The 12,876-nt window shown below is 61.2% G+C and carries 11 protein-coding genes; 9 read left to right on the forward strand and 2 right to left on the reverse strand.

Going from position 1 to position 12,876, the window contains the following annotated elements:
• Positions 1-4 precede the first annotated feature (4 nt).
• From pstB to phoB, 3 genes are read left to right on the forward strand one after another with little or no spacing between them, the layout of a single operon-like run.
• Positions 5-802, forward strand: a complete 798-nt coding sequence (gene pstB, locus ACTRWG_RS00610) for a phosphate ABC transporter ATP-binding protein PstB (protein WP_027237619.1) — start codon at positions 5-7, stop codon at positions 800-802.
• Between the two features lie 17 nt (positions 803-819).
• Positions 820-1,530: a phosphate signaling complex protein PhoU gene (gene phoU / locus ACTRWG_RS00615; protein ID WP_027237620.1), complete on the forward strand. Its 711-nt coding sequence runs from the start codon at positions 820-822 to the stop codon at positions 1,528-1,530.
• Between the two features lie 3 nt (positions 1,531-1,533).
• Positions 1,534-2,223 carry a phosphate regulon transcriptional regulator PhoB gene (gene phoB / locus ACTRWG_RS00620; protein WP_259959244.1) on the forward strand — a complete coding sequence of 230 codons (690 nt, stop codon included), beginning with the start codon at positions 1,534-1,536 and terminating at the stop codon, positions 2,221-2,223.
• 73 nt (positions 2,224-2,296) lie between these two features.
• Here the strand turns inward: phoB and ACTRWG_RS00625 are convergent, their stop codons facing one another.
• A complete protein-coding gene (locus ACTRWG_RS00625) occupies positions 2,297-3,208 on the reverse strand; it encodes a LysR substrate-binding domain-containing protein (protein ID WP_462828825.1) in 912 nt (303 codons plus the stop codon).
• 99 nt (positions 3,209-3,307) lie between these two features.
• Between ACTRWG_RS00625 and ACTRWG_RS00630 the strand changes: the two genes are divergently transcribed.
• Positions 3,308-4,528, forward strand: a complete 1,221-nt coding sequence (locus ACTRWG_RS00630; protein WP_027237623.1) for an acyl-CoA dehydrogenase — start codon at positions 3,308-3,310, stop codon at positions 4,526-4,528.
• 667 nt (positions 4,529-5,195) lie between these two features.
• On the opposite strand, the gene ACTRWG_RS00635 is transcribed toward ACTRWG_RS00630, so the two are convergent.
• Positions 5,196-6,743, reverse strand: coding sequence for a trimethylamine methyltransferase family protein (locus ACTRWG_RS00635; RefSeq protein WP_027237624.1), 1,548 nt, complete (start codon positions 6,741-6,743; stop codon positions 5,196-5,198).
• A 439-nt stretch (positions 6,744-7,182) separates the two neighbouring features.
• Between ACTRWG_RS00635 and ACTRWG_RS00640 the strand changes: the two genes are divergently transcribed.
• The 5 genes from ACTRWG_RS00640 to ACTRWG_RS00660 all read left to right on the forward strand — a co-directional run bounded on the left by ACTRWG_RS00640 (position 7,183) and on the right by ACTRWG_RS00660 (position 12,841).
• Entirely contained in the window at positions 7,183-7,698 is a 516-nt protein-coding gene (locus tag ACTRWG_RS00640) for a hypothetical protein (protein WP_027237625.1), read from the forward strand.
• A 259-nt stretch (positions 7,699-7,957) separates the two neighbouring features.
• Positions 7,958-8,539 carry an outer membrane protein gene (locus ACTRWG_RS00645; protein ID WP_027237626.1) on the forward strand — a complete coding sequence of 194 codons (582 nt, stop codon included), beginning with the start codon at positions 7,958-7,960 and terminating at the stop codon, positions 8,537-8,539.
• A gap of 301 nt (positions 8,540-8,840) precedes the next feature.
• A complete protein-coding gene (cysS, locus tag ACTRWG_RS00650; protein WP_036797553.1) occupies positions 8,841-10,394 on the forward strand; it encodes a cysteine--tRNA ligase in 1,554 nt (517 codons plus the stop codon).
• Between the two features lie 46 nt (positions 10,395-10,440).
• A complete protein-coding gene (gene cimA / locus ACTRWG_RS00655) occupies positions 10,441-12,075 on the forward strand; it encodes a citramalate synthase (RefSeq protein WP_027237627.1) in 1,635 nt (544 codons plus the stop codon).
• Positions 12,065-12,841: a squalene/phytoene synthase family protein gene (locus tag ACTRWG_RS00660; RefSeq protein WP_027237628.1), complete on the forward strand. Its 777-nt coding sequence runs from the start codon at positions 12,065-12,067 to the stop codon at positions 12,839-12,841. Before cimA ends, ACTRWG_RS00660 begins: the two co-directional genes overlap by 11 nt.
• Positions 12,842-12,876: the final 35 nt, after the last annotated feature.

Here is a 12,876-nt window from a genome sequence, read left to right on the forward strand (position 1 = left end):
TGCAATGAACGACATGACCTTGATGGATAACACCGTGGACACTCAGAACATCAAAATCGCCGCAAAGGACGTGAACGTCTATTACGGCGACACCCACGCAATCAAAGACGTGAACGTCGAGATCGAGGACAACACCGTCACCGCCTTTATCGGTCCCTCCGGCTGCGGCAAGTCCACTTTCCTGCGCTGCCTGAATCGGATGAACGACACTATCGGCACCTGCAGGGTGACGGGCGACATCCTGTTGGATGGCGAGGACATTTACGACAAGCGCGTCGATCCGGTGCAGCTGCGTGCCAAGGTCGGCATGGTGTTCCAAAAGCCGAACCCGTTCCCCAAGTCGATTTATGACAACGTGGCCTACGGTCCCCGCATTCACGGCCTTGCCAGGAATAAGGCAGAACTGGATGAAATCGTTGAAAAATCCCTGCGCCGAGGCGCGATCTGGGATGAGGTGAAAGACCGTCTGGACGCGCCCGGTACAGGGCTGTCCGGTGGCCAGCAGCAGCGCCTGTGCATCGCTCGCGCCGTCGCGACAGAACCCGAAGTGCTGCTGATGGACGAACCTTGCTCGGCGCTTGACCCGATTGCCACCGCGCAGGTCGAGGAGCTGATTGACGAACTGCGCAGCCGCTACTCGGTAGTGATCGTCACCCACTCGATGCAGCAGGCCGCGCGCGTCAGCCAGAAAACCGCCTTCTTCCACCTCGGCAACCTTGTGGAATTCGGCCCCACCGGCCAGATCTTCACCAACCCCGAAGATCCGCGCACCGAAAGCTACATCACCGGCCGGATCGGCTGATCTATAGGAATATCAACATGGTAGAACAGCATATTGCATCGGCATTCGACCGTGACCTGGAGGCAATTCAGGCCCGGATCATGAAAATGGGCGGCTTGGTCGAGGACGCCATCCGTGAGGCGGCCCGCGCGCTGGAGACCCGCGACGAGGAACTGGCGCTGACAGTGCGCCATGGCGACAAAGCCATCGACGGGCTGGAAGAGCTGATCAACGAGGAAACCGCCCGCCTGATCGCGCTGCGCGCGCCCGCGGCCTCTGACCTGCGGCTGGTGCTGTCGGTGATGAAGATTGCCGGCAACCTGGAACGCATTGGCGACTATGCCAAAAACATGGCCAAGCGCACCGCCGTGCTGGCCCAGGGTCCCAGCATCAGCGAAGGCACCGCCGCCCTGCGCCGGATGGCGCGCGAGGTGGAGCGGATGCTCAAGGACGCACTTGATTCCTATATCCAGCGCGACGTGGAGCTGGCCCGCGATGTGATTGAGCGCGACCGGGACGTGGACCAGATGTACAACGCCTTGTTCCGTGAATTCCTGACCCACATGATGGAAGACCCGCGCAACATTTCGGCCTGTATGCACTTGCATTTCATCGCAAAAAACACCGAACGCATGGGCGACCACGTGACCGCGATTGCAGAGCAGGTGATCTATCTTGTGACCGGCGAGAAGCCGGAAGAAGACCGCAAGAAAGCCGACACAACCTCGACAACACCGCAGGAGATCTGACCGATGGCTGCCGATCAGCCCACCGTTCTTGTTGTTGAAGACGAAATGGCCCAGCGGGAAGTGCTGGCCTACAACCTCGAGGCCGACGGCTTCCGCGTGTTGCGCGCCGAACATGGCGAAGAAGCGTTGCTGGTGGTCGAGGAGGATATGCCCGACATCATCATCCTGGATTGGATGATGCCCAACCTCAGCGGCATCGAAGTGTGCCGCCGGCTGAAAACCCGCTCTGAAACCCGCAACATTCCGGTGATCATGCTGTCGGCCCGCTCGGAAGAGGTCGACAAAGTCCGCGGTCTGGAAACCGGCGCCGATGATTACGTGGTCAAACCCTATTCGGTGATTGAGCTGATGGCCCGCGTGCGCACCCAGCTGCGCCGGGTGCGGCCCTCCACCGTGGGGGTCCGGCTGGAGTACGACGACATCGTGCTGGACGCGGAGACCCACAAGGTCAGCCGCGCCGACAATCCGCTGAAGCTGGGGCCGACGGAATTCCGTCTGCTCTCCACCTTCATGGAGAAGCCGGGCCGGGTCTGGAGCCGGGAGCAGCTTTTGGACCGTGTCTGGGGCCGCGACATCTATGTCGACACCCGCACCGTCGATGTTCATATCGGCCGGCTGCGCAAGGCGCTGACCCAGCATGGCGGCAGCGATCCGGTGCGCACTGTGCGCGGCGCGGGCTACGCGCTCGGCTGAGGCGGCATCAGGGGGTGTACCGGCGGTGCACAGGGGGTGCACGCATGTCACCCCCTTGTATTCCGGCCGCGGGTCAGCGCGGCAGCGGATCTTCCGGCTGCGCCTGGCCCGCCAGCCACTCCCGGAACTTCACCAGCGCGGGCGCGGCCGATTTCCGCTCCGGCCACACCAGGTAATAGGCGCCGGAAGTCTCAGCAGCCTCCGGATGCAGGGCCACCAGACGGCCCGTCGCCAGGTCCTGCTCCACCAGGTAATCCGGCATCAGCGCCACCCCCAGGCCATGCAGCGCGGCCTGAGTGATGGTTGCGAACTGATCATAGATCGTGCCGCTCAGCCCGTCCTCGGCGGCAATTCCAAAGCGGCTGAACCAGTCGCGCCAAGCGGTCGTCCGGGTTTGAATGTGCAGAAGCGGCAACTTTAGAATGTCTTGAGGTTCGGTGACACTTCTGCCGTCCAAAAGCTGCGGCGCGCACACCGGCAACAATTGTTCGTGCTTCAGCAGCAGGGATTGCGTGCCGGGCCACTCTGCATTTCCATAATGAATAGCCGCGTCAAAGGGTTCTGAGGAAAAGTTGAAAGGTTCCAGCCGGGTCGACATATTGATGGTCACATTCGGATGCAGCCGGGCGAAGTCCGGCAGCCGCGGCATGAGCCAGCGCATTCCGAAGGCCGGCAGAATGGCCAGGTTCAGCGTTCCCGCCAGCGGCGCGGCTTGCAAACGCAGGGTGGCTTGCACGATTTGGTTCAAGGCCTGCCGGATCTCCGCCGCGTAATCCTGCGCCTCTGTGGTCAGCATCAAGCGCTTCTGGTCCCGTTGCACCAGTTCCATCCCCAATTGCCGTTCCAGCGTTTGCAGCTGTCGGCTGACAGCGCCTTGAGTCAGCGCCAGTTCCTCGGCCGCGGCGGAGGCGCTGCCTAAGCGGTCAAGCGCTTCCAGCGCGCGCAGGGAGGGGATAGACGGCAGGAATTTGCGAGGTACAGACATGTATGAGTTTTTGTCATGCTTCTGTGCAAAAGTCTCGCTGTTTTTTCCGTTCACCTGCCGTTAGGGTTTGGCCAAATCGCGAACCATTGAGGTAACAAGATGACCGACAAACCCGCGCTGCGCGCCAAGGATGCCCCGGATCTGGGCCGTTTCAACTGGGAAGACCCGCTGCGGCTGGAGGATCAGCTGACCGAGGATGAACGGATGATCTCCGCCTCCGCCCGCGCCTATGCCCAGGAAAAACTTCAGCCGCGCGTTCTAAGTGCATATGAGAACGAGGAAACCGATCCGGAGATCTTCCGCGAGATGGGCGAGATGGGCCTGCTCGGCACCACGATCCCAGAGGAATACGGCGGGCTTGACGGCGGCTATGTGTCTTATGGCCTGGTTGCCCGCGAGGTGGAGCGTGTGGACAGCGGTTACCGCTCGATGATGTCGGTGCAAAGCTCGCTGGTGATGTATCCCATCTATGCATACGGCAGCGAGGAGCAGCGCCAGAAGTATTTGCCGAAACTTGCCTCCGGCGAGTGGATCGGCTGCTTCGGCCTGACCGAACCGGATGCCGGGTCCGACCCTGCCAGCATGAAGACCCGGGCCGAAAAAACCGAAGGCGGTTATAGGCTTACCGGCTCCAAGATGTGGATTTCCAACGCACCGATTGCCGATGTTTTTGTGGTCTGGGCTAAGTCCGAGGCGCATGGCGGCAAAATCCGCGGCTTTGTGCTGGACAAGGGCCTGAAGGGCCTGAGCGCGCCGAAGATCCAGAGCAAGGCCTCCTTGCGTGCGTCGATCACCGGTGAAATCGTGATGGACGGCGTTGAGGTAGGCGAAGAGGCGCTTCTGCCGCATGTTCAAGGGCTTAAAGGGCCTTTCGGGTGTCTGAACCGCGCCCGTTACGGGATCAGCTGGGGTGCTATGGGCGCAGCAGAGGCGTGCTGGCACGCGGCGCGCCAGTATGGGTTGGACCGCAGCCAGTTCGGCCGGCCGCTCGCCAACACCCAGCTGTTCCAGCTGAAGCTTGCCAACATGCAGACAGAGATCACCCTTGGCCTGCAGGCCTCTTTGCGGGTCGGGCGTCTGATGGACGAGGCGAACGCGGCCCCTGAAATGATCTCGATAATCAAGCGCAACAACTGCGGCAAGGCGCTGGAGATTGCCCGGATGGCCCGCGACATGCATGGCGGCAACGGCATCAGCCTGGAGTTCAACGTGATCCGCCACATGGTGAACCTGGAAACGGTGAACACCTATGAAGGTACCCATGATGTGCACGCTCTGATCCTGGGCCGGGCACAAACTGGCTTGCAGGCTTTCTTCTGAGGACTGCGTGCAGCGCGGGGTAAGGCCTCGCGCTGCACTTTTGCATTTTGATCTTGCGGATTTGCTGGCGGTGACCATCCTGCGGATTTCGCAAAGGATCCCGGCGCGGCGCGTTTGCGAATAACCGCACAATCGGATCCCAAAAACTTACCGCCAATTGCAAAGCAGGCCGGGGTTTTAAGGTTTTTCTGCTGTCTGGCAGTTTAACCGGTTAACGTCGCGCACCTTGCTTGCGCAGAACAGCAACCCTTCGAGGTCATTCCGAAGCTCCGACTTGCGTTTTTTCAGGCGATGACATCAGGCCTCTTTGATGCAAGTGTTTTGCATCCTTCAAGGGGTGCTGCTCTGCCGAGGACGCCGGGCGCATTGTCATTTGCATTTTTGCAGGATGATATTGCGCAATTGCCCTGGCAAAATTACATGTCCTCCACTACCCGTGCTAAGAGTGGTTTGCAAGAAATCACGCCTTAACGAAAGGTTATCATTAATAATTCGGCTGCAAAAGCCAATTATTAGACTTCTAGAAGTTTCAGCCGCTGCGGCGCAGAAGCGGTAGGGCCAAGTAAGCGGGTTAGCGGATTGGCAGCGTTCCTGCCGTTGAAATGGCTGGCAGAGCGGCACAAAAACGGGCCGGAGTGACCGGCCCGTCTGCAAGCGATTCGGGCGCTTATGCTGGCAGATGGATGTTGAATTTCTTCCGGATGGCCATGTCGGTGGCAGCGTCAAACCGGGCGGCGGAGCGCTGCGACAGGATCTTTTCCTTTTTCGCAATCGCTTTCTCGATCAGGTCCGGCTTGTCGCGTTCCGCCCACTCCTTGGGCGAGGTCCGGTCCCCCAGGTCGGGATAGACATAGTCCATCTGCATCCGGCTGAGGGTCTGGTCGGTGCCGAGATAGTGGCCGGGCCCGCCGAGACAGGTGGCACGCATCTGGTCCAGGGCCAGAGTGTCTTCGTTCACTTCGATGCCGCGCACGCAGCGCTGCGCCTGGCCCAGCAGATCGTTGTCGAGGATCAGCGACTCATGGCAGAAGCCCAGCAGCGAGGCGTGCATGCCCGCGGCCTCGTAAGCCATATTCAGACCTGAGAGACCCGCCATGACGGCAGAACACATCTGCTCCCAGCCGGCCTGCATATCGGGCATTTTCGAATCCGAGGCACCCGCAGCGGCACCGCCGGGCAAGTCATAGAATTTGTGCATCTGGGCGCAGCCAGCGGTCAGCAAGGCCTGTTCGCCGGAGCCCACGGACATCGCGCCGGTCCGCAGGTCCAAGCCAAAGGGCCAAGTCCCGAAAATCGCGGGTGCACCGGGCTTTACGGCGTTTACGTAAACCAGTCCGGCCAGGCATTCCGCAACTGCCTGGGCAATTGCGCCGGCAATGGTGGAAGGGGCGGTCGCGCCTGCCATGCCCGCCGACAGCAGCAGCACTGGCATACCGCCCTTGATGCATTCCTCCATCACCTCGCAGGATTCCGTGGCAAATTTCAACGGCGGAACCACAAAGCAGTTGGAGTTCGAGACGAAGGGGCGCTCGCGCCATTTGTCCTCGCCGCCAGCAATCATGTGCAGCAGCTCCAGCCCGGGTTTCACGAAGCCCGGCTCAGTGAAGGAGACGCCCACATGTTTGGTGGTCCCGGCGGTGGTGGCGTAGATCGAGTTCAGATCCATCTCGCAGTTATCGGCGATGTCGCGGCACACCATCGGGCGCTGGACAAAGTGGATATTGTCAAGCTGGTCACAGATGCGCGCGGCGTCGTGCAGGTCCTGCACGGTGGAGTCGCGGTAGGTCTTGCCATGCACGTCCACCATGCTGACCGCGGCGCCGGCGGTGCCGTAATGGACCCGGCCGCCAGAGAGCTGCAGGTCGGTCTTGCCGTCCCGGCTGTAAAGGGTGACGGAGCGGTTTGCCTTGGCAATGGTGTCTTCGACCAGGGCGCGGGGGAAGCGGATCCGGCCATCGTCGCCCAGAGTGCAGCCTGCCGCGGTGAGGTAGCCGATGCCGCTTTGAGGCGCATCGGCGAGGCCGATTTCTTCCAGTGCGGTCAGTGCGGTCTGATGGATCTTCTCCATGTCCTGCGGGCTGAGAACTTGGAGGGCTTTGGATTCCATTCCCGGACGTACGGGACGCAGATGATCGGGCAGTGCTGCAGCGCGGGCTGCACGGCGCGCGTTGCGTCCGCCGCTGCGGCCAGCGCGGGAGGAGGCTTGGTCGTTCATTACATTTAGCCTTTCAGTTGGATGAGCATAAAATTCTGGAATTTCAGCTCAGAACGGCCGTCCTCTGGCCGCACGCCCGCGTGCCGCACCGATGGTGCGGAAGATCAGGCTGACAAGGCAGCGTTCACCCTGCATGCGGACTCCCTCTGGTTTGCTGAAGAGTGCCAGCCCTGGAAGGGGTTTCTAGCACAATTGCGACCAGTGTGAAAAAAACGACAAGAATTTCACCCGGGTTCAGAGGCGGCTTTGGACAGTCTTGAAGCAGTGGCTTTAAGTAAATGTTTTGACTTTTAATGGTGGGACTTCGATTTTTGACGCTATGCGGGGCGGGTGGATATTGGCAGGATGACCCTGGGAACCGAATATTAATCATTAACGGTGATACTGGGGCCCTGGGGATGGCGCGCTGACACGGCGCATTTCAAAGAGGCAGAGAGACATGCCGATGGTCAGGAAAACCGCACTTATCCATGCCTTTGCCGCGGGTGTCACGGTGGCGCTTACTTTTGGCCAGTCAAGTTCGGCAGAAGGGTGGGCGCGGCCGCTGTTCAACACCTCCGCTCGCGCCCCTTCCGGCGGCGGCAGCGCGGAGCCGCAGGCGTTCCAGCTGGCCTTTATCCGGGAGTTCGGCAGCATTATCTTCGGCGGCACTGTTGCGTCCAACCGGTCCGGCCTGCTGACGCGGGCAGTGCAAGCGGACGAAACCCACCAGCTGCGCCTGCATGCCGGCTACGACTTTGGGCCGGCAACGGGTGTTGTCACGCTCGGCGGGCTGCAGGCCGAAACTTCAGGCGGCAAGCGTCAGGGGACGCTGTTCGGGTTGGGGATGCGCGTGTCCCTCAACCGGGCGCTGCAGCTGAGGGGTGAAGTGCTGCATCACGAAGCTGGGCCCAGGGACGGCAGCGGCCGCCCGCGCGGCGAGACTCTTTCTATCAGCGCGGCCTTCCGGTTCTGACAGGCGTTGCCGCGTGGGCAGGCGTGAAGCAGCCGGGTAGACAGGCCTCCCGCTAGGTGCCCGCAATCATATTTCAATGGCTTATCCGAATTCCGTCAGCCGCGGCCGGCGGAAAAGCGCACGCAGCAGGGGAATTTCGGCCAGTCATTGCCAGCTCAAGGGAACGTGAGCCGGAAAGACTGGAAGTTCGGGCACGGAGCCCTTTTGTAAGCTCCAACGGCGCACAACCTGCGCCGGGACTGCAAAAGGAGAAGTCTAAATGACTCGTTTCGTAGCTATGACAGCCATCGCAGCCGTAATGGGCAGTGCAGCATTTGCCGGCAACATCAGTGAGCCGGTGGTCGAACCCGCGCCGGCACCGGCACCCGTGCCGGTGGCCAATGATGGCGGCGACTGGACCGGTTTCTACCTGGGTGGCCAGATCGGCCAGCTGGACGTGGACGCAACCAACGGAGCCTCGGGTGACGATGCCGCTTACGGTATCCACGCCGGTTACAACTATGATTTCGGCCGTTTCGTCCTGGGTGGCGAACTGGACTATGACACCACCGACGTGGACCTGGGCGGCGGCGCAACCGTGGATTCCGTCGCACGCGCCAAGGTGAAAGCCGGTTACGACTTCGGCAACGTTCTGGCCTATGTGACCGGCGGTGTGGCTGAGGCCGACAGCTCGCTGGGCAGCGAAACCGGTGAGTTCTACGGCGTCGGCCTGGCCTATCAGGTCACCGACCAGTGGCAGATCGGCGGCGAAGTGCTGGAGCATGAGTTCGACGATTTCGGCAACTCCGGTGTGGGCGCAGATGCCACCTCGGTTTCGCTGCGCGCGTCGTTCAAGTTCTAATCTGACGCACACGCTGGCGCGGCGGCGCTTTTCCGCCGCGCCGCTGGCCGCCCGGTCTGTACCCAAGGCAGACGGGGCGGCCTTTTTGCTATTTGGGGCAAAAGGCTTGGCGGGGCTGGCGGCCCATGCTAAGCAGCCCTTATGAACCAGAAATGCACCGCCATCATTTGCTGCATTACCTGCTGACATATCAGCGGGCTGGTTTCTGTCGTTTTCATTTCCCTGACAACTTGCTAAGCCCGCGCTGCGCGCAATGGGTTATGCCGGCCATCTGAGAGCTGGGCATGGGAAAGGAACGGGCATGGGAACCAAGGACATAGTGATCAAGCTGCACAACACAAAGACCCGCAAGAAAGAGGTCTTTGAGCCGATCGACGCCAGTAACGTGCGGATGTATGTCTGCGGGCCTACCGTCTATGACCGGGCGCATCTTGGCAATGCCCGGCCGGTGGTGGTGTTCGATGTGCTGTACCGGCTGCTGCGAGAAGTTTATGGCGCAGATCAAGTAACTTACGCCCGGAACTTCACCGACGTTGACGACAAGATCAACGCCCGCGCCGCCGAAAGCGGACGCCCGATCGGCGACATCACCGCGGAGACCACACAGTGGTTTCTGGATGATATGGGCGAGCTTGGCGCGCTGCAGCCCAACCACATGCCGCGGGCAACGGAGTACATCCCGCAGATGGTGGCGATGATTGAGGACCTGATCGCCAAGGGCCACGCCTATGCCGCAGAGGGACATGTGCTGTTTGCTGTCGACAGCTGGAAGGACCGTTACGGCAATCTGTCAGGCCGGTCTGTTGATGACATGATCGCCGGCGCCCGGGTTGAGGTAGCGCCCTATAAAAAGAACCCGATGGATTTTGTGCTGTGGAAGCCCTCCACCGAGGATCTGCCGGGCTGGGACAGCCCCTGGGGCCGGGGGCGGCCGGGCTGGCATATCGAGTGCTCGGCAATGTCTTATGAGTTGCTTGGGGAGAACTTTGACATTCACGGCGGCGGCAACGACCTGATGTTCCCGCACCATGAGAATGAAATTGCGCAAAGCTGCTGCGCCCATCCGGAGGGTGAGTTTGCACGTTTCTGGCTGCACAACGAGATGCTGCAGGTCGAAGGCAAGAAGATGTCCAAATCGCTGGGCAACTTTTTCACCGTGCGCGATCTTCTGGATCAGGGTTACCCCGGCGAGGTGATCCGGCTGGTGTTTCTGCAAACCCACTACCGCAAGCCGATGGACTGGACCGATAAGAAGGCCAAGGAGGCAGAGGCAACGCTGCGCAAGTGGCGGGCGCTGACCGCGGGCATCGAACCCGCGTCCAGCGCTGCTGCCGCGGTCCTGGAGGCGCTGGCGGATGACCTCAATTCCGCGGGCGCCATTGCCGAGCTGCACAAGCTGGCAGCGGCGGGCGATGCCGCGGGGCTGCTGGCCTCAGCCCGGATGCTGGGACTTCTGACGGACGAGATGGGGGCCTGGTACTTAGAAGGTGAACAATTGGACAAATCGTTCTTTAAGTCTGAAGTCGAAGCACTAATGGCAGTGCGGGACTTGCTCAAAGTAAAAGGTAAGGCAAGCTTTAAGGCTGGCGACCGCGAAACAGGAAGTCAGTTCTTTAGTGACGCTGACGGAGCCCGAGATGCGCTCAATGACTTAGGATTTGAAGTAAAGGATCTTGCAGAAGGTTACGAGTGGGAACTTGGACCACGTCTACGTCATAAAGGAGCCGTTTCAACTAGTGTGGAAGGCGTCTCGGCATCTGAAATAACACGTCAAGATCGTTGGAGAAAAACTCTCAAAAAATTGAAGTCCTTTCGTCTTGGCCTCGAAAAAAGCATGAAGGAACGTGGGTTGTGAGGATCGTGAGAACTTTTCAGAACCTCCTGTCGATGGAGGCGCTTTGATGGCCAAGGAACGCCTCTATCTTTACGACACCACGTTGCGCGACGGGCAGCAGACCCAAGGCGTTCAATTCTCCACCGCGGAAAAGAAGCAGATCGCGCGGGCGCTGGACGATCTTGGTATCGACTATATCGAGGGCGGCTGGCCCGGGGCGAATCCGACAGACAGCGCGTTTTTCAGCGAAGCGCCGGACACCCGTGCCACCATGACCGCCTTTGGCATGACCAAGCGGGCCGGGCGGTCGGCGGACAACGATGATGTGCTGGCGGCAGTGATGAATGCGGGCACCCAAGCGGTGTGTCTGGTCGGCAAAAGCCACGACTATCACGTGACCCACGCGCTGGGGATCACGCTGGAGGAGAACCTCGACAACATCCGCGCCTCGGTCGCCCATATCGTGGCGCAGGGGCGCGAGGCGCTGTTTGACGCCGAGCATTTTTTTGACGGCTACAAGGACAATCCGGACTATGCACTGGCGGCTTGCCGGGCCGCGCTGGAGGCCGGAGCGCGCTGGGTGGTGCTGTGCGACACCAATGGCGGCGCGCTGCCGGCCGAGGTGAGCCGCATCGTCACAGAGGTTGTTGGCGCCGGAATTCCGGGTGAGAAACTGGGTATACACACCCATAACGACACGGAAAATGCCGTGGCGTGCTCATTGGCTGCGGTAGACGCAGGGGCGCGGCAGATCCAAGGAACGCTGAATGGTTTGGGCGAACGCTGCGGGAATGCCAACCTGACCGCGCTGATCCCGACACTGCTGCTGAAGGAGCCCTATGCCAGCCAGTTCGAGACCGGTGTGAGCCTGCAGGCGCTTGCCGGGCTGACCCGCATCAGCCGGATGCTGGATGATATCCTGAACCGGGTTCCGGTGCGGCAGGCAGCCTATGTGGGGGCGTCAGCCTTTGCCCATAAGGCGGGGCTGCATGCCAGCGCGATCCTCAAGGATCCGTCGACCTATGAGCATATCGAGCCGGATAAGGTCGGCAATGCGCGCGTCATCCCGATGTCGAACCAGGCCGGGCAGTCGAACCTGCGCAAGCGTTTGACCGATGCGGGGCTGTCTGTTGATAAGGGCAACCCAGCGCTGGCGCGGATTCTGGAGCGGATCAAGGAGCGCGAGGCGGAAGGCTATTCCTACGATACAGCGCAGGCTTCGTTCGAACTGCTGGCGCGCGATGAGCTGGACCAGCTGCCGGAGTTCTTTGAGGTCAAGCGCTACAAGGTCACCGTCGAGCGCCGCAAGAACAAGTACAACCGCATGGTGAGCCTGTCGGAGGCGGTTGTGGTGGTGAAGGTCGATGGCGAAAAACGGTTGTCTGTCAGTGAATCGCTGGATGAAACCGGCAGCGACCGCGGCCCGGTGAACGCGCTGGCCCGGGCGCTGATCAAGGATCTTGGGCGCTACTCGTCACAGCTGGAGGACATGCGGCTGGTCGACTTTAAAGTGCGGATCACCCAGGGCGGAACCGAAGCTGTTACCCGCGTCATCATCGACAGTGAGGACAGCCAGGGCCGCCGCTGGTCCACTGTTGGTGTCAGCCCGAACATCATAGACGCATCGTTTGAGGCGCTGCTGGATGCAATCCGCTGGAAGCTGGTGCATGACTGCGGAACCGGGCGGACGGATGCAGTTTGACGCGGACCTGACGGCCTGCGCCGACCTGGTGCAAAAGAGCGACCCGGACCGGTTTCTGGCCACGATGGCCGCGCCGGTTCAGGCGCGGCCGCTGCTGTTTGCGCTGTACGCCTTCAATATCGAGCTGGCGCGCGCACCCTGGGCCAGCCAGGAGAGCATGATTGCCGAAATGCGGGTGCAGTGGTGGCGCGACGTCGGGGCGGAGATCGCCGAAGGCAAGCCGGTCCGGCGCCACTATGTGGCGACACCCTTGGCGCAACTGCTCAAGCCGGAGCTTGCGGCCTGCATCGACGGCATGGCCGAGGCACGGCGCTGGGACATCTACAAAGACCCCTTTGAGGATGAGGCCGCTTTTGACAGCTATATCGACCGGACCAGCGGGTCGCTGATGTGGATGGCGGCCGCGTCCTTGGGTCGGGCGGATGAGGCTGCGGTGCGCGATTTTGCCTATGGCACTGGTGTCGCCAATTGGCTGCGCGCCATTCCGGAACTGGAGGCGCAAAAGCGGATACCTCTGTTGGACGGCACCCTGGAGGGTGTGCAAGCTTTGGCGCATAAGGGGTTGGAGAAAATACAAAACTCCCGCTCACGCGGCGGGAGGATTTCGAAGCAGTCGGGCGCTGCGCTGCTGGCGGGCTGGCAAGCGGAGGGCCTGCTGAAACAGGCCATCCGGCAGCCCGAACGGGTGGCGCAAGGCGCGCTTGGGCAGAGCGAGTTCCGGCGCAGGGCCGGTTTGATGTGGCGTACAGCCCTGGGGCGCTGGTAAACCCCTGCCAAAGAAAAAGGCGCCTCCCCGGGCGC

The sequence above is a fragment of the Leisingera sp. G5_S3_59_S7 genome, from assembly GCF_054968485.1.